Source organism: Pseudomonas asuensis, from assembly GCF_014646755.1.
Lineage (GTDB): Bacteria > Pseudomonadota > Gammaproteobacteria > Pseudomonadales > Pseudomonadaceae > Chryseomonas > Chryseomonas asuensis.
This window is the reverse complement of record NZ_BMNW01000004.1, coordinates 134,890-156,610: the sequence shown is the minus strand read 5'-3', so window position 1 is coordinate 156,610 and position 21,721 is coordinate 134,890. Positions and strand designations below refer to the sequence as shown.

Here is a 21,721-nt window from a genome sequence, read left to right as displayed (position 1 = left end):
TACAACAACAATAAACACCTACAAGAGGCATCTTTATGCGCAAACCGGAACTCGCCAGCGCCATCGCTGAAAAAGTCGGTCTTTCCAAGGAACAGGCCAATACCGTCCTCAATGCTGTGCTCGATGAAATTGCCAACGCATTGCACCGCAAGGACAACGTCACGTTGGTAGGCTTCGGTACCTTCCTTCCCCGTCATCGCGGTGCCCGTACAGGCAAGAACCCGCAAACCGGTGAGCCGGTCAAGATCCGCGCCAGCAATACCGTGGCCTTCAAGCCCGGCAAGGCCCTGCGCGACAGCATCAGCTGATCTCTCCTGCATTTGCCCGGTAACGGTGTGTCAGGTATGGCCTGTCTGGCCCCCTCCCGCCTTCCAGACAGCGTTATCCGGTCCTGACTGTTACAAGGCATCTGCTTCCAACTATCCGGCGGGCACCTCCGTACCCGCCGGACACACAGGCTAGGCGGCCGTCTGCACGGCGCCTGTCGAGGGTGATCCGCCCAGCGAAGCCGCTTTATGGTAGCGACCTTCCAGACGACGCTTGAGCGCGCGAGGCTCAATGATCAGCTTGACGCCATTGGACTCGTTGGTCCGCTCCCAATCCGCCAACAGCTCCATGCAGGCATGGTCGATATAGCTCACACGATCCAGCGGCACGTGCAGGGTTGTACCCGGCTTCACACCCTCCAGCACTTTAGTAATCTTGGGCACCTTTAAAAAGGTTGCCGAGCCGCTCATGCGCAGTTCTGCCTGGGTTTCGTCTTCCTTGTCATAAATCAAAGCCACTTTAAGGCGTGAGGCCTTGAACGCCAGGGTTGCCACTGACAGGGCAAAGCCCAGAACGACACCCGTGAGCAGGTCGGTAAAGACAATGGTCAGCGCCGTCACGGCATAGATCAGGATAGGCGTGCGTCCATACTGCTTAAGGCCTTGCAGCGCCGAGGGACTGGCCAGCTTTACACCGGTGTAGACCAGAACGCCTGCCAGGCTGGCAATCGGGATTTGCTTGAGCACGAAGGGCAACGCTGCTACGAATGCCAGTAGCCACGCGCCATGCATAATGGCCGATGCGCGTGTTTTAGCGCCGGCCTGAACATTGGCCGAGCTACGCACGATCACCCCGGTCATAGGCAGCGCACCGACGATACCGCACAGCAGGTTACCTACCCCTTGGGCCGAGAGTTCACGGTCGAACTGCGAACGGGGCCCCTGGTGCATCCGGTCAACCGCCGCGGCGGAAAGCAGTGTTTCGGCACTGGCGATGAACGCCATGGCGACCGCAGCCATAAACAGTGTCGGGTTGGTCAGCATGCCCAGATCGGCAAAGGTGATCCAGTCAATGGCGTCGCCGAGGTTATCCGGCACGTTGACCCGGTTGACATCCAGATTCATCCACAGGCTTGCCATAGTGGCCGCTGTGACAGCAATCAGCGCGCCTGGCAAAAAACGTAGCGAATGCGGCCGTTTCTTCTCCCAAAGCCACATGATGGCAATGGTTGCGATACCCAGCATAGCGGCATAAGCACCGCTGCCCTGATGCCCGCCCCACTCACCGGCTGCCTGTACGGCGGCTTTGGGGAAGCCAACCAAATTGGAAAGCCCTGAAGCCTGTGGCGAGGCATCGAGCATCACATGGACTTGGGACAAGACGATCAGAATACCGATACCCGCCAGCATGCCATAAACCACGGCAGGCGAGGTGACGCGGAACCAGGCGCCCAGACGGGCAAAGCCAGCCGCGACCTGAATGATGCCCGCCAGCAACAGGACTGGCCCGAGCGCCTTCATGCCATGCTGATTGACCAGCTCAAATACTAATACCGCAAGACCTGCGGCAGGGCCGCTGACTTGTAGAGGGGAGCCGGCGAGAAAGCCGACGATGAGACCACCGATGATGCCGGTCACCAAGCCCTTGGCTGGCGGCATTCCGGAGGCGATGGCGATGCCCATGCACAAGGGCAGGGCAACAAGAAAGACCACCAGCGAGGCCAAGGCATCGCGTGGAAAGGTCTGCTTCAATGACGCTGCAGAATGGTTTCCGAGCATAGTCCTATCCTCCGTAAAAACGTATAGCAACCTGTACCAGAACCCTCCCTAACCGGCTCTGGTAAAGTCGTTTACCCACACGAAGACGGACAGCGCCCATGACTGCAGGGCAGCCATGGGCCTCGTCTGAAAATGACCAGCTATGTTGTTTTTATTGAGGTGCTGGCACCTTCGGCACGCAGGGCGCGCCGAAGGCTTGGATCAGTTTGAGTTCAAACGGGCGCGCGGCGTGGCGACAGGCATCGGACCTTCGCCGTCCAACGGACGGAAGCGGCCTTCAAGCGCATCGTATGCTCTGATCTCGCTGGTCTCGATTGAATATACCCAGCCGTGAATGAACAGTTGTCCACTGGCCAGGCGCGAAGCCACAGAGGGATGCGTCTGCAGGTGGGTCAACTGGGCCACGACGTTTTCCTCAGTGAGGAAGTTAAGCTCTCCATCATGGTTGTGTTCACACGTCTGATGGTCAGCTACAACCGTCTTGGCAATCTCAGCATGGCGTAGCCACGCTTTTACGGTAGGCATTTTTTCCAGCGATGCCGGGTTCAGCACGGCTTTCATAGCGCCGCAGTCGGAATGACCGCAGACAATGATGTGCTGGACACCCAGTGCCGACACGGCGTACTCGATGGCCGTCGAAACACCGCCGTTCATTTGCCCATAGGGCGGAACGACGTTACCAACGTTGCGGGTAACGAACAGGTCGCCCGGAGAGCTCTGGGTGATCAGTTCAGGCACGATGCGCGAGTCTGCACATGTAATAAACATGGCGCGTGGCGATTGTGCATTTGCCAGTTTCTTGAATAGCTCCTCCTGTTCTGGGAATACGTCCTTTCGGAAGCGTTTAAATCCATCAACAATCTGTTGCAAGGCGTCATCCGCAGAAGGGATGTTCATGTTTTTCTCGTTCATGGTCCAACCTCTTTACGTGGACGAAACAACTAACCATTGTCCGATCGGGTGTTGCTTGAAGCAGACGTTGCCCATCAACGTCTAGTTACAGCTTATTCCCGAAACCCTCCGGACCACGTAGCGTTGGGCATATGCCCCAGGCTTGAAACAAGCCTAGAGCGCGAAGCTTAATTCACCCTGAAGAAAAAGTAGTGAAACGAACGTTTTGAAGATATTTCCAAATTTTATTGCGATCAAATAGCCATCATGTAGTGGCTAATTGCTTAAAACAGGTTTTTATCGCTATGGTGTGTTTTTCAGAAGAGCGTTAAAGCGGACTTGGTTCACATTCAGCGTGTTTTTAGGCATCAATAAGACTGTTATCTGTCTAGTACGCCACATCACGTGAATTTAATGGATGGAAAGGTAGGCGGTGGAGTGCACGCCGCAGAGCTGGGTTTAGTCGCGCCGGATAGGCGCACATGCAGCGCCTATCCTTGAAAAATCCGATCAGCGGAGGCCGATTCCGCGCAAAGCAGCATCCAGTGCATTGGCGCTCAGGTACTGATGATCAGCACCCAGACCACTTTGCAGGGCTTCTTCCAGAGCAGGACGCAGGCGATTCCACTTGTGTTCGTCCTCCATCCAGTCGAACAGCTCCTGACCCAGCGGCTTGAGACCTCTGATCTCCGAATCTTTTTCAAAGGGGTAGGGCGCATCGATAAAGCCGTTACGGACCAGCTCATCCGCAGCGTTCAGAATGGCCTCGATGACTTGGGGATCATCGGCTGAGGTGTCCTGGCGACGGGCAACGTCCACAGCAATGGTGCGTACCGAGACGATGTCTTCGCGGGTTCCTGCACGCAGCACGTCACGGGTAGTGTCCCAATCAACGTTTAGTTTTTGCATGGCTTCCTCCTGGGGTTCAGGTAATGGCTATAACCCCTGACCACAGGAGGATGGTTTTGGCTCGCCCTAACGGCCGACTGTCTGCTCGCTATTGGACAGGTGGCACTGGCGTGGGTGAGTGATAGGCCGTAGGGACGGTCGAACGACTTACGAGTCTGTATTGCTGGAGGCCTTATGCCCTTGACTGACGTTCAGCTGATTGAGTCTGCGACCTTGCCGTATCTGCTCTCCGTCCCGGATGGTGAGCCGCCTGCAGACGGGTGGCCGGTGCTGTGCTTCTTGCATGGTTACGATGAGGGCGCGCCTATGCCGATCCGTAAGGCATTAACGATTCATGGTCCGCTCAATCCAGGCAACCCAGAGCAGGTAAGGCAAACCTTTATCGTGCTGGCACCGCAGATGCCCTCCAAGGGTGACCGTTGGTATCGCTTTGCCGAGGCGGTCAGAGACATCGTGGCGCAAGTGCAGAAGCATCATGATGGTGACCGCACACGAACCTACCTGACTGGCTTCAGCTTTGGAGGAAATGGTGTATTCGATCTGGTGCTTTCGCAGACCGATCTTTGGGCGGCCCTGTGGCCAGTAGACCTGACGCGTGTACCCCAGGCTGATCCCCAGCGGCCGATCTGGATCAGCATTGGAGAAGTGACGCGTCGGGCAACGCCGGCTTTCATCAACATGCTGGGTCTGGTGTCAGCCGAAGTCTCGCTTGAAGGAGATCGTCTGTACCTGGACCAGGGGCAGGACCATGTAGGCGCCGCTCGTCTGGCCTATCGGGACATGCGTATTTATGAATGGCTACTGGCCAGGCGGCTATAGCAGGCGAAGCGTAACGGCCTGGCCGACAGGGGAGAGGGTTAACGCTGAACTACGTTGTGCAGAAGGGCGCCTGGGGCTCCTTTCATACCGAATCCTATCCAACGTACGACTACCGCGAGGCAGCCAAGGGTGATTACAAATCACTCAAATAGGCAGGGCGGGAGCCGATCTGGCCCCCGCGATCAGTCATTAGCTGGAGGGTTGCTGTAGGTTTTCTCCACGTTCCTGCGTGGGCAGGCCTAACTCGGTAAACATACCCCGGGCAATCTCGCGTTCGCCCATGATTACGACGTTGGCACCGCTTTCCTGCAGGTGCTGCACCAGCTCATCGTAATGGGCACGAGAGACAATGTTGATAGAGGCATTCAGCTCGCGCGCGCGCCTTGAAACTTCACAGGCTTCGATTCCATTGGGAATGGCAATCAGCAAGGTATGAGCGCTTTCGATATGGGCTTTTTCAAGCACGTTCGGCTGGGCGGCATTACCTAGCACGGCGCTGATATGGTCTGTACGCAGCTCCTCGATATGATCCCGGTCATTCTCGATGACGACAAACGGCATGTGCTCGCGGCTCAGACGAGCGCTGACCAATTTACCAACCCGCCCATGGCCAACCAGGACCACATGGTTGGTCTCTGTAATGGGGGGCGGTTCCACCACCTCAGGCGCATGGGCTGCCTTGGCATTAGGCAACGCCTGTCCCTCGCGTCGCTCAAGCCACGGTTGGAGGCGGTCAATGAGGCTGAACAGGGCGGGGTTCAAGATGATAGAGATGATCGCGCCGCCCAGGATCAGGTCACGGCCCTCTTCAGGCAGCAGCTCAAGGCTGACGCCCAGGCTGGCGAGGATGAACGAGAACTCACCGATCTGCGCAAGGCTGGCTGAAATGGTCAGGGCTACGCTGAGAGGGCGTCGGGCCAGCAACACAATGATCAGTGCAGCCAGGGATTTCCCTACCGTGATAATCAGCACCGTGGCCAGCAGATGCAGCGGGTGTGAGAGCAGCACCTCTGGATTGAACAGCATCCCGACGGAAAAGAAGAATAGAACAGCAAACGCCTCCCGAAGCGGCAGGGAGTTATCTGCCGCCTCGTGACTGAGCTCTGATTCGTTCAGGACCATGCCGGCAAAGAACGCACCCAGCGCAAAGGACACGCCAAACAGGACCGACGAGCCAAAGGCAATGCCCATTGCCAGCGCCAGCACTGCCAGGGTGAACAATTCCCGAGAACCTGTCCGGGCGACGCGCTTGAGCAGCCACGGCACAACCCGGCGGCCCACGATCAGCATTAACGCGACAAACGCACTGACCTTAACCAGGGTCAGCAGAAGCTGCATACTTAGACTGCTATCGCTTCCAACGGCCTTGCCGCCCAGCATGCCGGAGAGGGCTGGCAGCAGAACCAGTGCCAGGACCATCATCAGGTCCTCCACGATGAGCCAGCCGACCGCAATGCGCCCGCGCCGGCTTTCCATCATCTGCCGCTCTTCCATGGCGCGGAGCAGTACAACGGTACTGGCAACCGAGAGTGACAAGCCAAAGACCAGCCCGGCACCTAATCCCCAGCCCAAAAGATGCGCAAGGCCCATACCCATGAGGGTGGCCACGGTGATTTGCCCAATGGCGCCGGGAATGGCGATCTTGCGTACGGACATCAAGTCTTTGATGGAAAAATGCAGGCCCACGCCAAACATCAACAGGATGACGCCGATTTCGGAAAGCTCGTGAGCAATATGGCTGTCGGCGACAAAGCCTGGGGTAAAAGGGCCAGCCACTACGCCAGCCAAGAGATAACCGGCCAAAGGTGGCAAGCGTAGACGGTTGGCCAAGAGGCCAAGAAAAAAGGCCAATACCAGGCCTGCGGCCAGAGTCGTGATCAGGGGCATTTCATGCATGCAGTCGCTCCACATGGGGCACGGGCTAAAAAAAGCCCATAAGGCTGGACTGGCCTCGCGACGACGCTCACATATTCAAGGCATCAGTACGCAACGAACTGTACGTACCCTATTGGAATTATCGCTATGGAACTGCTGGCGCCGAGCCTTGGGAGGCCAGGCTGGTGTATTAGGGACAAATGACAAAAGCGGAAAGTTGCCCCTCTACCCTAAGTGTGTATGGATAGGGGCGGTTCGTGCTTAATCAAGGTGTTTCGTGATATTGCGTGCGCTTTTCACTGCCTCAAAACAGCGGCATTTGCTGCCCGGGCGGGCTGAACTGAGTGCAGTCCAGCGAAATACGCTCCTCACGTCGATTCAGGCCCAGGCGGCGCAAGGTGATGCGAAACCGCTGCTCAAGCAGATCGGCAAATATACCTTCGCCATGCATGCGTGTCTCAAAGCTACTGTTGTAGACCTCTCCGCCTCGGCTCTGGCGGATCAGGCTCATCACATGGGCTGCCCGCTGTGGGTAATAAGTCTCAAGCCATTCCTCAAACAGCGGCGCTACTTCCCTCGGCAGGCGCAGCAGTACATACCCTGCTGAGCGTGCCCCGGCATCATGAGCTGCCTCAAGCAGCTGCTCCAGCTCTCGATCATTGATCATCGGAATAATAGGGGCACACATGACTCCGACCGGAATGTCGGCCTCACGCAGGGCACGGATGACCCTGAGCCGGGCTGCCGGAGCAGCTGCCCTGGGCTCCAGCGTGCGCTTGAGCTCATCATCAAGTGTGGTCAGGCTGATCCCTACCTTGATCAGGCCATGGGCGGCCAGCGCGCTCAACAGATCCAGGTCACGCAGGATCAGCGTACCCTTGGTCACGATCGTGGCCGGGTGTCGGTATCGGAGCAGCACCTCAAGCGCCTGCCGAGTCAGACGATGCTCACGCTCGATAGGCTGATACGGATCGGTATTACCACCAATGGCGATGGGCTTGCAGACATAATTCGGCTTGGACAGCTCCTTTTCCAGTACCTCAGCCAGATTGGTCTTGGCGATCAGCCGAGTTTCAAAATCGAGGCCTGGCGAGAGGTCCCAATAAGCATGGGTTGGGCGGGCATAACAATAAATGCAGCCATGCTCGCAGCCACGATAGGGATTGAGGGATTGTTCGAAAGGGATGTCCGGCGAGGTATTGCGCGAGATCACCGTCTTGGCTGTTTCCAACCTTATCTCGGTGGCCTGAGTAGGAGGGATATCCTGGAACCAGCCATCGTCATAGGCTTCCGACCGGGTAGGGGCATAGCGATTGTGCGGGTTACTACCGGTCCCCCGGCCGCGAGGAGGCTTTTGGCTAGACATAATGCCTTTCTCAAGTGCTGATCTGTATAAATATACAGCTAATTTGAGCGAGTGTTAGCCAGAATGAGCTTTTGCGGCTTTTTACGAGTGTTTTTGCTCGCCAAAGTCCTTTTCACGAGACCTTCACGCAGGCTTGGCAGAGGTGTATTGAAAGGGTTCCTTAAAGACTGTCAACAGTATCTATATTTCAAAATTTTACAGAAAGCTCTGAGTGACGTTTGAAAACAGGTGGGTACTATTTTGCCACTATCCCAACGCGCTCGTTCGAGGCACTTATGGCATCTTGCCTGTTATCTCGTCATGTACTGCTTTCCCTGTTTTTAAGCCTGCCGCTTCCCCTTTTCGCAGCCGACAGCCATTGGTCCTACAGTGGCGATACCGGTCCAGCCCATTGGGCTGAACTAGGTGATTCGCTACAGAACCAACTTTGTAGCAAAGGGACCACTCAATCCCCCATCGATATTGATCTCAAACACGCTGTGCGGCACAAGGAGAATACGCGTAACTTAAGTATTCACTACGCACGCAGCCCACTTACGCTGATCAATAACAGACATACGATTCAGGCTACGCCCACGGGTGAAGACATGCTCACCTACAACGGCGACGAGTACCGTCTGGTGCAGTTCCATTTCCACACGCCCAGCGAGCATCAGTTCAATCACCACGCCTATCCGATGGAAATGCACCTGGTGAATCAGGACAAAGAAGGTCATCTGTTAGTGGTTGGATTGATGATCAAGGAAGGAAAGGAGAACCATGAGCTGGCCAAGCTATGGAAGCATCTACCCCAAGAGCCGGGCAAAGAAGTTCAGATGGACAGTAAGGATGATCCTGACCTGGGTAAGCTCCTACCTAAGCAGGGTACTGGTAAACACATTCGTTACCAGGGTTCGCTCACCACACCGCCTTGCAGTGAATCAGTACAGTGGGTGGTCTTTGAGCAGCCGATTGAACTGTCGCATAGGCAGATCAAGCAGTTCCGCCAGTTATTTCCAGACAACCATCGTCCTACGCAAGCGCTACAGGCGAGGGTAGTCGAGGAAGATTAATGCTGCTGACGTGTCATTTGAAACGTTAACCAAAAGCCCGGGTACCTATACATAGTTACCCGGGCTTTTACTTACACGACCGGCGTGAACTGGATGATTTCTACCCAGTAGCCATCGGGGTCCTTGATGAACGCGATGTCTTTCATGCTGCCTTCAGTCAGGCGCTTCTGGAAGGTAATGCCCAACTCTTCGAAACGTGCGCAGGCGGCGTGAATGTCCGGTACGGCAACGCACAGGTGGCCAAAGCCACGTGGATCGCTGTTGCCGCTGTGATAGGTGAAGTCTGGATCATCTTCAGTGCCGTGGTTATGCGTCAGCTCCAGAAGCCCGGAAAGGGACTTGCGCCAGCGATGACGCTCTTCCGGATCGGTCGGGATCTGGGACTTGTCAGCAATCAGCGCCAGGAAGTACAGGCTGAACTTGCCTGCCGGGAAATCCTTTTTCTCCAACATGGTGAAGCCAAGGATGCGGGTGTAGAAGTCCAGGGTCTTCTCGATGTCTTTCACACGGATCATGGTGTGGTTGTAGACATACTCAGCAGTGGCTGCGTCAGGCTGGGCCGTAACGCCCGGCAGGTTATTCAATTCATTCAAGGTCATCGTAGTTCTCCAGATGATAAATCCAGACGGTATTTAAATAGCCAGCTTATCACTTTTGCGCTTTGTTTAGGCTGAAGTGACCCGGGCTGTGGCAAATGGCCACGAAGGCCGTTGAGGATCAGGACAATTCCAGCAGAGCCTGCTGCTTTGCCTGCCAGACGATCTCATAGGACCGCAGACGCTCCTTAAAGTCATAGGTCTCGGTATGGATCAGGAGTTCATCAGCCTGGGTGCTTTCCAGTAACTTTTGCAAGCCGCTGCGCACCTCTTCAGGGTTACCAACAATGGCTGCGGCATATTGATCCTCTATGGCCAATCGCTCTTGCGGTGTCCAGCCCATGCGCTCGGGAGGCGGCCGCAACCGGTTGGATTGGCCACGACCAAGATCCAGCGCTTTTTGATACAGAGAATGCATCAAGCGCTCGGCTCGTAGCCGGGTGTCTGCCGCCATGACAGGAACCGCAACGATGACCTGTGGGCGCGGGTGGCACGGGGAGGGCTGAAAATGCTCACGATAAGCTGCAACAGCCTCATGCAGGCGGGCCGGTGAAAAATGGGCAGCAAAGGCATAAGGCAATCCTAGCTCTGCGGCCAGGCGGGCGCTGATCAAGCTGGAGCCTAGCATCCAGACGGGAACATTGAGCCTTTCGCCAGGCGCTCGGGTAAAAGGCGCTGCCTTGAAAGCTGAGTCTTTCTCCTCTTCGAGCAGGGCAAGCAGCTCGCGGACACGCTCCGGAAACTCCCGACTTGCCGTGATCATGTTGACCCGCAGGGCTTCCATGGTGGCGTAATCCCCACCGGGTGAACGGCCTACCCCAAGATCGATTCGGCCAGGGTAGAGCGTCTCCAGCGTGCCGAACTGCTCAGCCACGGTTTGAGGGGTATGGTTTGGCAACATGATGCCACCAGCACCTACCCGGATGCGATGAGTTACCGCAGCAATCTGGCCAATCAGTACGGCAGTGGCCGAGGCGGCTACGCCGTCCATGTTGTGATGCTCGGATAACCAGTAGCGATGGTATCCCCATTGGTCTGCCTGTTCAGCCAGGGCCAGGGCATTACGCAAAGCATCGCCTACTGCCTGGCCAGTGGTAACAGGAACTAGGTCGAGAATGGATAAGCGGGTCTTGGCTAGTGTCCGCATGGGTCTCTCCTAGATGATCGGGCGCGTAACAGGTACTTCCAGACAGGATCCAAGAGTCGCGTACCATGCGCCCCTGGAAAGCAGAATCAATGTGCGTAAGACCTGAAGTGCCAGAACGCCGCACACGCTCAGATAACAGGAGGCATGGGTAGACGTAGACACACGAGGGAAGGCTCGGATGATCCGAGCCTTCCCTGTAGTATCAAACCTCATCAAGCTCCGGATAGTGGCGAAAGATGCCATTCTCGCTGAAAGGCAAGCGTCGTTCGGAGGCCAGATATGCCTTGATATTAGGCCGCTCAGCTACGCGCGATACCAAGTCCACGACCTTGGGCATGTCTGCCTCAATCCGCTGCATGGCCTTGGGAAGGGCATAGCGCAACCCGCTTACCGCCTGGAACAGCGATAGGTCGACATAGGAGAGCGAGTCTGCGACCAGATAGCGATCTCCTTTCGGATTATCTTCCAGGACATGTTCGAAATAGTCGAGAAACTTGGGAATACGCTCCTTGATAAAGCCCTCTGCGCGGCGCTTGGCTTCCGCCTTCTGGTCCTCGTAGTACAGAGAGGAGCCTATCGGATGATGGATATCGTGGGCTTCGGTTACAAGGTCGGCAATGGTTAGTTGCAGGCCATGGGCCCACAGGCGTGAGGCTTCATCTTCAGGCACAAGACCAAGGCGAGGCCCCAGAAACTGCAAAATGTTTGCAACATGGGAGACGATAAGATCGTCAGCCTTGAGAAACGGCAGGGCGAACGGCGGGAAAGGTGTTGCTTCACCGCTTAGATAGGATTCCATAGCAGGCATGCCCAGCCCATCCTCTTCGGAGCCATTGCCCACATCCACGTAGTCGGCGCCGGCTTCTTCCAGCGCGAGACGGATAAACTCGCCACGTCCCTGAAGGGTGGGCCAGTAATGCAGTTCGTAGCGCATTGCTCGTCTCCTTTCAATGAGGTCTTCCTGTGGGACAGGCGATCCCTTCAGGAGTTGTTTGACCGTGTACGAACGAGAGACCGTCACCTTCTTTTATTGCCTGCCCGCCACGTCAGAAGCATACGAACAGGCGTTTGATTCTTCTGCGGTGACATCTGCCGCTCAGTCCGGTCTATCCCTACAGGCTATGCCTTCACCTTTACAAACAGTCGAATCCGACTGCTTGTAGATAAAGAAAGATGAGAGGAGATGGGGATGTTGGGATTCACTCTTCGTGGGCTGGGCCCGCTGGATGTGCTCAAGCGGTCAGTCAAGGAATTCAATGATGACGATATGGCGACTTATGCTTCGGCATTGGCCTATCAGATGTTCTTCTCAATGTTTCCCTTCATTTTGTTCCTGATCTCGCTGGTGGGTTTTCTGCATCTTCCGGACTTTTTCAACTGGCTGCGTGAACAGGCCAATTATGTGCTCCCTGCGCAGGCACTGGAGCAGGTTAATCCGGTTATTGACCAGTTACAGCAAAACCAGCAGGGGGGATTACTTTCGGTAGGTATCATCGTAGCGCTGTGGTCGGCTTCTGCCGCGGTTCGCTCGCTGATGACGGCAATGAACACGGCGTACGATGTAGAAGAAGGACGACCTGTCTGGAAGCGTATTCCGCTGTCAGTGTTCTACACCATCGGACTGGCGTTAATGCTGATCTGTGCTGCCGCGCTGATGGTAACGGGGCCGCAATTCATGAACTGGCTGACCAGCTACGTTGGCCTTGAGCAGGCATTTGTCACAATCTGGACCTGGATACGCTGGCCGGTAGCCGTGATTCTGCTGATGTTGGCCGTGGCCATCATCTATTACGCAGCGCCAGATGTTGAGCAGGACTTCCGCTTCATTACCCCCGGCTCGGTGCTGGCGGTGATCGTCTGGATCGCAGCCTCGGTAGGCTTTGCCTACTACGTGCAGAACTTTGGTAATTACAACGCTATGTATGGCGGGATTGGCACGATCATCATCATGCTGCTCTACTTGTACATTTCCTCGGCAGTGCTGCTGTTTGGTGCGGAGATCAATGCAGTGATCGAACACCACTCCCAAGAAGGCAAGGAAAAGGGCGACAAGAAAATAAATGAGTAAGCAGGCTTAAGTGAGCCTGCTTTGCCAGTCCTCGTAGGTGAGCCGGTACAGGCAGTGCCGGCGTACAGGGTGGCCGGCAGGCACTCTGGGATGGTCAAACTCTTCATGAGCATCCTGCATGCCGAGCCGCTCCATTACGGCTCGGGAGCGGTAATTGCTCAGGGCGGTAAACGCCACGATCTCGTCCAGCTTTAGTTGCTCGAAGCCGATACGTAAAGCCTCGCGTGCGGCTTCCGAGGCATAGCCCCTGCCCCAATAAGGTTTGGCCAATCGCCAGCCGATTTCAACGCAGGGTGAGCAAGGCAAACCTTCCGGGGTGTTCAGTCCGGTGAACCCGATGAACTCTCGGGTTTCTTTCAACTCGACCGCCCAGAACCCCCACCCGTGTTGCTCTATCCTGCCCTGAATACGTTCACATTCGGCCTCGCTACTGGCACGATCCAGTAAGGACGGAAAATGCTCGCGCACCTCAGGATCGGCATTGAGCATGGCAAAGGGTTCCTTATCCTCGTTGCGCTACTGACGTAGCCGTAGGCGTTCGGTTTCGTAGGTGGCGGGTTCCAGATACGGGACCATTCGCTTATCTCTGCTGCAAGGCCGCCACGGTCAGGCCGGAGGTGATGAAGGCAAGGCCAGCACCCCAATTGAGGCCGCCCACAATACGGGGTCGATGCTTCAGCCAGTGAGCCAGTCGGGAGGCGCAGGAGCCCATGATAGAAAAGCCGATAAACGTCAGCAGAGCAAACCAGGCACCATACGTCAGCATCTGAAGCGTTACCGAACCACGCGCGGGGCTTACGAACTGCGGTAGAAAGGCTAAGACAAACAGGCCTGGTTTGGGGTTGAGCACGGCTGAGAGCAGCCCGGTAAAAAAGATCGTCTTAAGCGGCTGGTGAGCTGCGGGGGTGAAGTTGATCAGGTTGCGTGAGCGCAGCACCTTGATGCCTAGCCAAAGCAGATAGGCTGCTCCGACCATCTTGACGACCCAGAACGCCACGACTGACGTTTTCATGAGGAGCGTCAGGCCAAAGGTGGCGGCTGTCACGTGAAACAGGACACCAACGCCCGAGGAGAGCCCTGAAACAATGGCTGCCCGGCTACCCTGACTCAGCCCACGGCCAATGGCGAGCAGGTTGTCCGGGCCGGGAGACAGGATCAGTAAGGCACAGGCAGCGGTATAGGCGAGCCAGATATTGAGCGGAAACATGGTCAGTCCTTGAGTCGTCTTCTTGCTGTCAAAGCCAGTAATGATAGAGGCGGATAAAGCCACGCCAGATCATACCCAGCCAATGAGGAAACAGGGTGGGTAAAGCAAAGGCTGCCAATAAAAATATTCCCAGGCAGCCCCAAAAGAAGCCTGATCCGAGAAACCGACCCATAAAGGCCAGCTCCTGATTAACGGCAAGCCACAGCAGGGCTGCCGTTACCAGGGCAAACGGCAGCGCGGCAAGTAGGCTGATGAGGCGGGTTTCGAGCGAGTGTCCGCTGTCCTTGCGGGCCATGATGATTCCTTATCCTTGAAAGGCACTTCTGGATGCCCTCAGAGTATGGCAGTGTTCTGGAGGGGCTGGCGTGCGGCAGCGCTTGAAGCGACGAATCAGGCGCGCCCTTTGTTGGCCTCGATCAGGCTCGTCAGGAGTTCGATCGCCCCTTCAGGATGTTCGACCTCGATGATCAGACGCTTGTACTGCTCATCTTCCAGGTCGATGATGATAGCCCGCTCTGCATGGCTTACATCCCAGAATACCTGCTCGCCCTCAAGGTAAAAGGTTCCGGCCGTCAGGATGTTCGGGATCTTGGTGCCCGGCGCCTTCCAGCCTTTCCAGCCCTGCAGGACCGCATCGTCCTGGTGAACGGCAAGGATATGCTCCTGAGGGATCATCAGCTGACTTTTAAGCGCCCACAGCTTGTGGATGCCTTTAACAGTAAAGACGGCGTTATTGCCTTCGATTTCAATTTCGACCATTCGATGCTCCTTCCACCAGCCTACCTGCAACAAGACAGTCCGATGCGTTTCTTGAATAGATAAGAAACAGCGTAGCTGCGGATCGCCCGCCTGGCTGAAGCGGCATCTACCACGCTGTGATACGTGGAGGGAGGGCTAATTCGCTCAACGCTCCGGCTCAAGCGGTTCCAGCGCTGCTTCAGGCCTGGCGGGCGGTTGATATCTTGAAACAAGAAAGTGGCCGTCCGGCTGCAATACGACACAATGGAGCTCATGGAAGCCTTCCTCGAAGCGCGGCCGCTCCAGTCGTTTGAGCGTACCAAACAGGCCAGCGGGTGGTACCTTTCTCGCCCGGGCCTGATTGCGGGCCTCGCAGCCACGTGGGTCCGGCTCGAAGAAGTAACCGATCACCGTAAAGCCGGCTGCCTGTGCAGGCTCAATGTAGCGCGCCCGCTCGGCAGCAGAGGGATTGGTGTTGTCGATGACTACCTTTTGTTTGCCCTCCAGGCAGGCGGCCAGCAATCGATGCTCACGGTGGCGGGTACGCAGCATGTCCCGATTGATACGGACGTGCGTGTCGAAGAAGCAGCGCTGGTAAAAGGTTGACTTGCCTGCGGCTTGGATACCAATAAAGACGATCAGCTCCATGGGCAGACGGCTCAGGTAGTGCAGGCGTATACACGTGTATTGCGCAACGTACCGTCTGGTGCCTTGCGTTCATGCCGCAGCGTTCCCTCAAGCGTAAAACCGGCTCGCTCGCAGACGCGGCAGGAGGCTATGTTCTCTTCGTCCGTCAGGATCTGGATGCGCTCGGCCTTGAGCTTATCAAAAGCCAGCCGGACCATGGCGCTAACTGCTTCAGTGATATAGCCCTGGCCGCACCGGCTGTCGCGGCACCAGTAGCCAATCTCCATGCTGGGTACGCTCCAGTCGATACGATGAAAGCTGGCGCAGCCGACCAGCGCGCCGGTGGCCTTGTCGAGCAACAGAAACGGCAGGTCCTTGCGCACGATAAAGCTTGAGGCAGCCAGACGGCAGTAGGCTTCGGAGGTATCCACCGACGGCTCGGTCATCACCCAGGGCAACGAGGCCGGAAACCTTCGCAGTGAGGCAAGCGATTCCACTACGGCTTCATAGACTATGGCGCCATCTCCAGCCTGAGGAACCCGCAGCAGGAGACGTTTGGTTTCGAACTGTTCGGGTATGGTGCGCAGCAAGGGTGGAGTCATCGCAGTCCTTAGGGATACGTAATGGTTTAGACATTAGTGGACGGGTTGATCAAGGCATTGAGGACATGATCCTCCCAGACACCATTAATCTTGAGATAGGCTCGCGCATACCCCTCACGCTCGAAACCCAGACGCTTGAGCAGCTGCGCGCTGCGCGCGTTGTGGGGAATGTAATTAGCCATGATGCGATGCAACTTGCGCTGCGTGAACATGTAGTCGATACCAGCCCTGGCCGCCTCGAACATAAAGCCTTTGCCTTGGTGGCTTTCAGCAATCGAGTACCCCAGGTGGCAAGCCAGGAATGAGCCCCGGATGATATTGGAAAAATTACAGCTGCCGATGATCGTGTCGGTTCGCTTGTCGACAATGCTGAAACAGCAGGAAGCGCCCGCCATGAAGTCCTGAAGGTTCAGTCGAATGCGTTGACGAATAGCCTCGGGCGTGTAGAAGCTTTCTTCCCGTAAGGGCTCCCAGATGCTCAGGTGCTCACGGTTCTCAATCTCGAACCGCCGGCGCCGCACCTCATCGCGCTCGGTAGGAATGATCAGTCGGACCCGCTCTGCCTCTAACGTCAGGATGCTCATGGATTTTTATCTCTTATAAGCGCCTAAGCGTTATAACCGGAACCTCACCCGGTTTTATAGCGTTTTGGCAGATAAAGAGTGCAGACCCAGCTCAAGACGCATTCGCTGCAGCTGATCCTCCTGTCGATTAGGCAGGAGATGCCTGGACAGGTCATGGCGCCATTCGAACCCATGCACCTCGTACAGGTGGATGGCACGGCGGTTGGACGTGTAGACGTCCAACTCAAGCGCGGCAAAACCAGCGGCCTGACTGCTATCAATAAGTGTCCTCAACAGACAAGTGCCCAGCCCCTGGTTACGGAAAGCCTTGTGGATCAGCATCCCCAGAACACCCACCGTGTCATCTCGGCCCGGCTCACCGCAGACGCTGGCTGGAAAGACCTCCCCCGAGCCGATGATCTGGCCCTCATGTTCGATGACATGGTTGGGCCAGCCCTGCGTCTGGACCTCTATCAGGCTTTCGCGGATACGCTCCTTGGCAGGCGGTAGCTGGCGATGGGTATACAGTCCTTCCGCACACACCGCAGCAAAGAGGTTATAAAAGCCGTCAAGGTCGGCAAGGGTGATCTGACGGATTCGCATGGGTGCTTCCGCTCAGACGCTACCCTCGCGCTCTACAACCAGGATACGGGCTTCGCCTTGAGGATGCGCAACATGCTCACAGCCGATCCCGGCAAAGAATATGTCCCCGGCTTCCAACCGGACGGACTTTTCTTTACCGGCCTCGCGGTAATGCATTTCAACCACACCATCAAGTACGGCAAAGACTTCTTCGCCATCGTTGATGTGCCACTGATAGGGTTGATCAGTCCAGTGCAGACGCGTCGTGATACCGCCCATGTTGGCAATGTCGAGCGCACCCCAGGCGCGGTTGGCGGTGAAGTTCTTGCTGCGGATGATATTCATGTAGACCTTGTATGCGGCTCAGCGGTGGAATTGGCCCAACGCGGCCATGAGTGACACGGCCAGTGCAGCGATAGCAGTGGCTCGAACGCAGTTAGCTTGCATCGTCTCGTCCAGACATTTCTGGCCATGAGGATAGCGACCCAAGGTCAGAACCTTGACGATGGGCCAGCCGATCCAGAACAGAATGGCCGCGAAAAGGGTGCCGAAAATGAACTCCAGAATGAAGTTGCCAATAGCACTCAGAAATCCATCCATGGTTCGCCTACCTCAATCAATCAGTGGTCCTAGACAAAGACCGTTGCCTTGAACGCGTCTAGTGTTTCCGCCTGCGCTGACAGCTCGCGCAGGTGTGGAAAGCTGTCGGCAATAACGGCGTTGGGCGTCATGTGCTGGGTAAAGCGCCACGCTACAGCCGTGGTGATGCCAGCCTGATTGATGTCGTCGGCGCCTGCCTTGAGCGGGTGGTTCGCCACTTCGGCTTCCAGCGCACCGTAAGCAGCCAGCAGCTGCCCCGTGACGCGGTCGATCCAGGGTTCATGCACCTTGTCAGCCGGGCGTAACTTGCGCTCATAAACGATCTGTACGGTTTTCTCGCAGGCGGTCAGGGCGAGCCCAATAATGCGCAATACATGCTGGCGTTCAGTCAGGTCGCGAGGCATGAGGGTGCGTCCCGATTCGGCCGCCAGCGCTTCTACGTACTCCAGAATCAATGTTGAATCCATCAATACCGTACCGTCATCACAGACCAACGATGGGGCTTTTACAACCGGATTGATCGACCGAAACTCCTCAAAGGCGCTGAAAACCGAGAGAGGCTTGTGCTCGAAGGATTGGCCCAGCGCATTCAGGGAAACGGCTACGCGGCGGACATAGGGTGAGTCAAACATTCCGATCAGTTGCATGGTTTCTCCATTAAGGAACAGGGCACGTTTCTCCCGTTATAACGGCTGCCAAGGCAGACTGCACGCGTTGCAGTCACCTCTTATAAAGAAGCTACAGGTGCTTGGGGCGCAGAAGTCACTCTTTGTGCTGGAATGACCACCCAAACCGCTCATAACCATTCGTCGGCAGTTCTAAACAATCTAGATTACGCCTACCCGCTCTAGCGTGCAGCTTTCTATAGCGATGGGCCACCACTGGTCTTCATTAACCATAACGTGATCAAAAAATGAGCAGCTGACAGCTTTAGTCACCTGCCTGTCTCGCCGATAACCTAAAGGTGAAAAGCCGAGAGGCCTCTGAGCAAGTGGCACCTCGCGCCGTGTTGTTGACCCCTGAATAATGACAAACGTACGGGTTACTGCTATGACCATCCTCCAACGTGTGATTGGTGGTTTTGCGTTGCTATTGGTATTGCTGCTGTCCATCGTGGGCATTAGTTACCAGAGCACGCACTCCATCAGTGACCGGCTTTCCATTATTACCGGGCAATCGGCGCCGCTCAGTCAGGCGGCCAGCGAGCTCAATGTACATATCCTGCGCGCCAACCAAGCCGTATTGGCTGTTTTGATCAGCCGTGACGGCCAGCAGATCGCCGAGGGCAAGAAACCCTTTGATGAGAGCCTGGGGCATTTCAATGAGCTCTTGGGTACTACGTCGCGTTACATCGGCAACCGGCCTGAGCTTAAGGAAGACCTGTCCCAGCAGCGTGAGCTGAGCGTACTCTATGCCGAACAGGCCGCTAAGCTGATGCAGCTGCATGGTCAGCAGGTCGCCTTGAGCATTCAGGCCCGTACGCTACAGGGTTTTGCGACTCAGGAAGGCGCGCGACTGGCCAACGTCCTGCGGGACTATATGGCCAGACAGCGTGCTAACGGGTCCACTGACAGTGCAGCCGCTGCTGAAGCGCTGCTGCTGGAAGTCGGTAAGACCTATGACCATTTCGCCGGGCATGCCGCTGTTAGTGATATCGACAAGCTCAAGCGCGCCTTGACGCTTCAGGATGAAGTCATCCGTGATCGACTCAAGGTGTTTGTCGCACAGGATGCTCGGACTGGCCGGATTGTGACGGTGATGGTGAACCATCTGTTGAGGGATCTGACCGCTAACGATGGCCTTTTCAATGTCTACCAGCAGGACGCAGCGCTGGCAGGGCAGGTTGCAGCCCAGCGTCAGGCGGTGGACGCCAAGTTGCAAGCCGTACTGGGCAAGATCGCTGAGTTTGGCAGTCAGGCCGTTGCCGTAGCCAACAGTGCCAAGGCAGATGCCGACTCGACCATTTCTACCAGCCGTAGCCTGCTGCTGATCGCTTGTGTGCTGGCCGTGCTGGCTGCCGTACTGATCGGAGGTTGGGTATCCCATAGCATTCGGCGCCCGCTGGCGGCATTCCGTGAAGTCCTCAAGCAGGTTACAAGCGGTGACATGCGTGTGCGCTTTGATGTCTCCCGCAAGGACGAATTCGGCGAGCTGGGTGGCTACCTGAACGAGCTGACCACGTCGTTGCAGGACACGCTCCGCGAGCTGACCCGCTCGGCCGATAGTCTGGCGCAAACGGCGGACAGTAACGCTGAGATCAGCGACCGCACCACCCGCGCGGTGGATGAGCAGCGCGACCGCCTCAACTCTGCTGCCTCAGCCATGACCGAGATGGAAAGCACCGTGCATGAGGTGGCCAAACGGGCGAACGATACCCGTGAGGCTGTAGACGATACTCACGAGCTGACCAGCAAGGTGCAGGAGCGTGTAGCCAAGACCATTGCCAGCATTCGCCTGCAGGCCGAACAAATCAATAAGGCCTCGCTGGAAACGGATGAGCTTCAAGGCTTTGGCAAACAGATCGACGGCATCGTGGACGCGATCCGCACTATCGCCGAGCAGACCAACCTGCTGGCGCTCAACGCAGCCATCGAGGCCGCACGGGCTGGCGAACAGGGCCGTGGTTTCGCCGTGGTCGCGGACGAAGTGCGCTCGCTGGCAAGCCGTACACAGTCCTCTACCAGCGAGATCCAGAAAATGATCGAGCAGATGCAGGGCAAGATCCACTCGGTCGTAAAGGTCATGAACGAGAGCCAGACGCAGTCCAACCACTGTGTTCGGCTGGCCTCCGGTGCAGATGAGCTATTGGGCTCCATGAGCAATGCCGTGAACAGCATTCGTGACATGAATATCCAGATTGCGGCAGCCACGGAAGAGCAGAGCGCGACGGTGGAGGAAACCAGCCGCATGGTCACGTACATCAATGACGCTGCCCAACTGGCCGCCGAGGGTGCCGAACGTACCGCACAAAGCAGCCAGGACCTGTCCGAAATGGCTCAGGTGCAGCGTCGACTACTCCATCATTTCAGCGTGTGAGGCGAACATGAAACATTGGATGACCTCTCTACTCGGTGCCGGTCTGCTCCTGAGCAGCCTGGCCCAGGCCGCCACGCCGCTGATCGGTGTGGGCGTCGCCAAGAACAACGATAACTTCCAGGTCCTGCTACGCAATAACGTGCAGCGCCATGCCAACAACCTGGACGCTGATGTCTTTATGGAGGACGCACAGGACAACGGTACGCTGCAGATGCGGCAGATCCGTAACCTGATCGCGTCCAAGGTGGATGCGATCATCGTGACCGCCGTAGACATGAAGACTGCACCGGAAATGACCCGGCTTGCCAACGAAGCGAAGATTCCGCTGGTCTTTATCAACCGCAACCCTGAGCCTGCCAGCTGGACGCCACAAACCGCGTTTGTCGGCTCGAATGAGGTAGAGTCCGGCACCCTTCAGATGGAAGAGCTGGCGCGTCGGGCCAATTACAAGGGCAACGTCGTTATTCTGGTTGGCGATCCAGGCAACAAGGCTTCGAAAATTCGTACCGAAGACGTAGAAAACGTCGTGGCCAAATACCCGAACATGAAGATCGTGCAAAAGACCATCGCTCACTGGCAACGCAGTGAGGCGGCGAGCACTGTCATGGACTGGCTCAAGCAGGGCGTAAGCTTTGACATTATCGCGGCGAACAATGACGAGATGGCCATTGGTGCGGTGATGGGGCTGGAGAAGGCGGGCAAGAACCCAAAAGACTATCTTATCGGCGGCATTGACGGCACACCGGATGCGCTCAAGATGATGGACCAGGGCAAGCTGACCGTTAGCGTGCTTCAGGATGCGGCAGGCCAAGCCAATGGTGCTGTAGAAGTAGCGTTGCGCATGGTCAGAGGGGAGCGGGTAGAGCCGGTAAATTGGGTGCCGTTTAAGCTGATCACGCCTGAAAATCGTAGTCAGTTCCAATAACGCAGCTGTAAAAGCTCGAATCTTGATAAAGGCCTTAACCGCTGGCGCGCCATACTCCTGGATCTTAAAGCCG

The 21,721-nt window shown here is 56.5% G+C and carries 24 protein-coding genes and 2 pseudogenes; 7 read left to right on the top strand and 19 right to left on the bottom strand.

From position 1 onward, the window contains the following. The first annotated feature begins 35 nt into the window (after nucleotides 1-35). Entirely contained in the window at nucleotides 36-308 is a 273-nt protein-coding gene (locus IEX86_RS10185; protein ID WP_010796585.1) for an HU family DNA-binding protein, read from the top strand. Nucleotides 309-458: 150 nt separating this feature from the next. Here IEX86_RS10185 and IEX86_RS10180 read toward each other — a convergent pair whose 3' ends face one another. The 3 genes from IEX86_RS10180 to IEX86_RS10170 form a co-directional block, all read right to left on the bottom strand. Further along, complete coding sequence (locus IEX86_RS10180; protein ID WP_188866018.1) at nucleotides 459-2,045, bottom strand: SulP family inorganic anion transporter; 1,587 nt, start codon at nucleotides 2,043-2,045, stop codon at nucleotides 459-461. 201 nt (nucleotides 2,046-2,246) lie between these two features. Beyond that, entirely contained in the window at nucleotides 2,247-2,957 is a 711-nt protein-coding gene (locus tag IEX86_RS10175) for a carbonic anhydrase (protein ID WP_188866017.1), read from the bottom strand. Between the two features lie 489 nt (nucleotides 2,958-3,446). Next, nucleotides 3,447-3,845: a hypothetical protein gene (locus IEX86_RS10170; RefSeq protein ID WP_188866016.1), complete on the bottom strand. Its 399-nt coding sequence runs from the start codon at nucleotides 3,843-3,845 to the stop codon at nucleotides 3,447-3,449. A 174-nt stretch (nucleotides 3,846-4,019) separates the two neighbouring features. Here IEX86_RS10170 and IEX86_RS10165 point away from each other — a divergent pair, with 174 nt between their 5' ends. Beyond that, on the top strand, nucleotides 4,020-4,664 hold the full coding sequence (locus IEX86_RS10165) for a hypothetical protein (RefSeq protein ID WP_188866015.1): 645 nt from the start codon (nucleotides 4,020-4,022) through the stop codon (nucleotides 4,662-4,664). Between the two features lie 189 nt (nucleotides 4,665-4,853). Here the strand turns inward: IEX86_RS10165 and ybaL are convergent, their stop codons facing one another. Beyond that, nucleotides 4,854-6,560, bottom strand: a complete 1,707-nt coding sequence (ybaL, locus tag IEX86_RS10160) for a YbaL family putative K(+) efflux transporter (protein WP_188866014.1) — start codon at nucleotides 6,558-6,560, stop codon at nucleotides 4,854-4,856. A gap of 283 nt (nucleotides 6,561-6,843) precedes the next feature. Next, nucleotides 6,844-7,905 carry a PA0069 family radical SAM protein gene (locus IEX86_RS10155; protein ID WP_188866013.1) on the bottom strand — a complete coding sequence of 354 codons (1,062 nt, stop codon included), beginning with the start codon at nucleotides 7,903-7,905 and terminating at the stop codon, nucleotides 6,844-6,846. A gap of 275 nt (nucleotides 7,906-8,180) precedes the next feature. On the opposite strand from IEX86_RS10155, the gene IEX86_RS10150 reads away from it, so the two are divergent. Beyond that, on the top strand, nucleotides 8,181-8,957 hold the full coding sequence (locus tag IEX86_RS10150; RefSeq protein ID WP_188866012.1) for a carbonic anhydrase: 777 nt from the start codon (nucleotides 8,181-8,183) through the stop codon (nucleotides 8,955-8,957). A 71-nt stretch (nucleotides 8,958-9,028) separates the two neighbouring features. On the opposite strand, the gene gloA is transcribed toward IEX86_RS10150, so the two are convergent. The 3 genes from gloA to IEX86_RS10135 form a co-directional block, all read right to left on the bottom strand. Next, on the bottom strand, nucleotides 9,029-9,556 hold the full coding sequence (gloA, locus tag IEX86_RS10145) for a lactoylglutathione lyase (protein WP_188866011.1): 528 nt from the start codon (nucleotides 9,554-9,556) through the stop codon (nucleotides 9,029-9,031). 118 nt (nucleotides 9,557-9,674) lie between these two features. Continuing rightward, nucleotides 9,675-10,700, bottom strand: coding sequence for an LLM class flavin-dependent oxidoreductase (locus IEX86_RS10140; RefSeq protein ID WP_188866010.1), 1,026 nt, complete (start codon nucleotides 10,698-10,700; stop codon nucleotides 9,675-9,677). Between the two features lie 202 nt (nucleotides 10,701-10,902). Next, nucleotides 10,903-11,634 (bottom strand): glutathione S-transferase, encoded by a 732-nt coding sequence (locus tag IEX86_RS10135; protein WP_188866009.1) that lies wholly within the window; start codon nucleotides 11,632-11,634, stop codon nucleotides 10,903-10,905. A gap of 255 nt (nucleotides 11,635-11,889) precedes the next feature. Between IEX86_RS10135 and IEX86_RS10130 the strand changes: the two genes are divergently transcribed. Then, nucleotides 11,890-12,768, top strand: coding sequence for a YihY/virulence factor BrkB family protein (locus tag IEX86_RS10130; RefSeq protein WP_373290415.1), 879 nt, complete (start codon nucleotides 11,890-11,892; stop codon nucleotides 12,766-12,768). 6 nt (nucleotides 12,769-12,774) lie between these two features. On the opposite strand, the pseudogene IEX86_RS10125 reads toward IEX86_RS10130, so the two are convergent. The 11 genes and pseudogenes from IEX86_RS10125 to IEX86_RS10075 form a co-directional block, all read right to left on the bottom strand. Further along, nucleotides 12,775-13,344, bottom strand: a pseudogene (locus tag IEX86_RS10125) (GNAT family N-acetyltransferase). Between the two features lie 4 nt (nucleotides 13,345-13,348). After that, complete coding sequence (locus IEX86_RS10120) at nucleotides 13,349-13,975, bottom strand: LysE family translocator (protein ID WP_188866007.1); 627 nt, start codon at nucleotides 13,973-13,975, stop codon at nucleotides 13,349-13,351. A gap of 28 nt (nucleotides 13,976-14,003) precedes the next feature. Then, nucleotides 14,004-14,270, bottom strand: coding sequence for a hypothetical protein (locus IEX86_RS10115; protein ID WP_188866006.1), 267 nt, complete (start codon nucleotides 14,268-14,270; stop codon nucleotides 14,004-14,006). 95 nt (nucleotides 14,271-14,365) lie between these two features. Beyond that, entirely contained in the window at nucleotides 14,366-14,734 is a 369-nt protein-coding gene (locus IEX86_RS10110; protein WP_188866005.1) for a hypothetical protein, read from the bottom strand. Between the two features lie 144 nt (nucleotides 14,735-14,878). Beyond that, on the bottom strand, nucleotides 14,879-15,361 hold the full coding sequence (locus IEX86_RS10105) for an ATP-binding protein (protein WP_188866004.1): 483 nt from the start codon (nucleotides 15,359-15,361) through the stop codon (nucleotides 14,879-14,881). An 11-nt stretch (nucleotides 15,362-15,372) separates the two neighbouring features. Beyond that, nucleotides 15,373-15,942, bottom strand: coding sequence for a GNAT family N-acetyltransferase (locus tag IEX86_RS10100; protein ID WP_188866003.1), 570 nt, complete (start codon nucleotides 15,940-15,942; stop codon nucleotides 15,373-15,375). A 26-nt stretch (nucleotides 15,943-15,968) separates the two neighbouring features. Continuing rightward, a complete protein-coding gene (gene rimJ, locus IEX86_RS10095) occupies nucleotides 15,969-16,526 on the bottom strand; it encodes a ribosomal protein S5-alanine N-acetyltransferase (RefSeq protein ID WP_188866002.1) in 558 nt (185 codons plus the stop codon). 54 nt (nucleotides 16,527-16,580) lie between these two features. Further along, nucleotides 16,581-17,108, bottom strand: coding sequence for a GNAT family N-acetyltransferase (locus tag IEX86_RS10090; protein ID WP_188866001.1), 528 nt, complete (start codon nucleotides 17,106-17,108; stop codon nucleotides 16,581-16,583). A gap of 12 nt (nucleotides 17,109-17,120) precedes the next feature. Continuing rightward, a complete protein-coding gene (locus IEX86_RS10085; RefSeq protein WP_188866000.1) occupies nucleotides 17,121-17,432 on the bottom strand; it encodes a cupin domain-containing protein in 312 nt (103 codons plus the stop codon). 18 nt (nucleotides 17,433-17,450) lie between these two features. Next, entirely contained in the window at nucleotides 17,451-17,687 is a 237-nt protein-coding gene (locus tag IEX86_RS10080; RefSeq protein WP_188865999.1) for a hypothetical protein, read from the bottom strand. A 29-nt stretch (nucleotides 17,688-17,716) separates the two neighbouring features. After that, entirely contained in the window at nucleotides 17,717-18,334 is a 618-nt protein-coding gene (locus IEX86_RS10075) for a glutathione S-transferase (RefSeq protein ID WP_188865998.1), read from the bottom strand. Nucleotides 18,335-18,713: 379 nt separating this feature from the next. Between IEX86_RS10075 and IEX86_RS25650 the strand changes: the two are divergent. The 3 genes and pseudogenes from IEX86_RS25650 to IEX86_RS10065 all read left to right on the top strand — a co-directional run. Then, nucleotides 18,714-19,868: pseudogene (locus IEX86_RS25650) on the top strand (HAMP domain-containing protein); the annotation flags it as partial. Nucleotides 19,869-20,009: 141 nt separating this feature from the next. Then, nucleotides 20,010-20,723, top strand: coding sequence for a methyl-accepting chemotaxis protein (locus tag IEX86_RS25645; RefSeq protein WP_373290426.1), 714 nt, complete (start codon nucleotides 20,010-20,012; stop codon nucleotides 20,721-20,723). A 7-nt stretch (nucleotides 20,724-20,730) separates the two neighbouring features. Then, a complete protein-coding gene (locus tag IEX86_RS10065) occupies nucleotides 20,731-21,648 on the top strand; it encodes a substrate-binding domain-containing protein (protein ID WP_188865996.1) in 918 nt (305 codons plus the stop codon). The last annotated feature ends 73 nt before the right edge of the window (nucleotides 21,649-21,721 follow it).

Bases quoted from the DNA above. Each gene is read 5' to 3' on its own strand.
- IEX86_RS10185 (WP_010796585.1), top strand. From the start codon at position 36: ATGCGCAAACCGGAACTCGCCAGCGCCATCGCTGAAAAAGTCGGTCTT.
- IEX86_RS10180 (WP_188866018.1), bottom strand. From the start codon at position 2,045: ATGCTCGGAAACCATTCTGCAGCGTCATTGAAGCAGACCTTTCCACGC.
- IEX86_RS10175 (WP_188866017.1), bottom strand. From the start codon at position 2,957: ATGAACGAGAAAAACATGAACATCCCTTCTGCGGATGACGCCTTGCAA.
- IEX86_RS10170 (WP_188866016.1), bottom strand. From the start codon at position 3,845: ATGCAAAAACTAAACGTTGATTGGGACACTACCCGTGACGTGCTGCGT.
- IEX86_RS10165 (WP_188866015.1), top strand. From the start codon at position 4,020: ATGCCCTTGACTGACGTTCAGCTGATTGAGTCTGCGACCTTGCCGTAT.
- ybaL (WP_188866014.1), bottom strand. From the start codon at position 6,560: ATGCATGAAATGCCCCTGATCACGACTCTGGCCGCAGGCCTGGTATTG.
- IEX86_RS10155 (WP_188866013.1), bottom strand. From the start codon at position 7,905: ATGTCTAGCCAAAAGCCTCCTCGCGGCCGGGGGACCGGTAGTAACCCG.
- IEX86_RS10150 (WP_188866012.1), top strand. From the start codon at position 8,181: ATGGCATCTTGCCTGTTATCTCGTCATGTACTGCTTTCCCTGTTTTTA.
- gloA (WP_188866011.1), bottom strand. From the start codon at position 9,556: ATGACCTTGAATGAATTGAATAACCTGCCGGGCGTTACGGCCCAGCCT.
- IEX86_RS10140 (WP_188866010.1), bottom strand. From the start codon at position 10,700: ATGCGGACACTAGCCAAGACCCGCTTATCCATTCTCGACCTAGTTCCT.
- IEX86_RS10135 (WP_188866009.1), bottom strand. From the start codon at position 11,634: ATGCGCTACGAACTGCATTACTGGCCCACCCTTCAGGGACGTGGCGAG.
- IEX86_RS10130 (WP_373290415.1), top strand. From the start codon at position 11,890: ATGTTGGGATTCACTCTTCGTGGGCTGGGCCCGCTGGATGTGCTCAAG.
- IEX86_RS10120 (WP_188866007.1), bottom strand. From the start codon at position 13,975: ATGTTTCCGCTCAATATCTGGCTCGCCTATACCGCTGCCTGTGCCTTA.
- IEX86_RS10115 (WP_188866006.1), bottom strand. From the start codon at position 14,270: ATGGCCCGCAAGGACAGCGGACACTCGCTCGAAACCCGCCTCATCAGC.
- IEX86_RS10110 (WP_188866005.1), bottom strand. From the start codon at position 14,734: ATGGTCGAAATTGAAATCGAAGGCAATAACGCCGTCTTTACTGTTAAA.
- IEX86_RS10105 (WP_188866004.1), bottom strand. From the start codon at position 15,361: ATGGAGCTGATCGTCTTTATTGGTATCCAAGCCGCAGGCAAGTCAACC.
- IEX86_RS10100 (WP_188866003.1), bottom strand. From the start codon at position 15,942: ATGACTCCACCCTTGCTGCGCACCATACCCGAACAGTTCGAAACCAAA.
- rimJ (WP_188866002.1), bottom strand. From the start codon at position 16,526: ATGAGCATCCTGACGTTAGAGGCAGAGCGGGTCCGACTGATCATTCCT.
- IEX86_RS10090 (WP_188866001.1), bottom strand. From the start codon at position 17,108: ATGCGAATCCGTCAGATCACCCTTGCCGACCTTGACGGCTTTTATAAC.
- IEX86_RS10085 (WP_188866000.1), bottom strand. From the start codon at position 17,432: ATGAATATCATCCGCAGCAAGAACTTCACCGCCAACCGCGCCTGGGGT.
- IEX86_RS10080 (WP_188865999.1), bottom strand. From the start codon at position 17,687: ATGGATGGATTTCTGAGTGCTATTGGCAACTTCATTCTGGAGTTCATT.
- IEX86_RS10075 (WP_188865998.1), bottom strand. From the start codon at position 18,334: ATGCAACTGATCGGAATGTTTGACTCACCCTATGTCCGCCGCGTAGCC.
- IEX86_RS25645 (WP_373290426.1), top strand. From the start codon at position 20,010: ATGACCGAGATGGAAAGCACCGTGCATGAGGTGGCCAAACGGGCGAAC.
- IEX86_RS10065 (WP_188865996.1), top strand. From the start codon at position 20,731: ATGAAACATTGGATGACCTCTCTACTCGGTGCCGGTCTGCTCCTGAGC.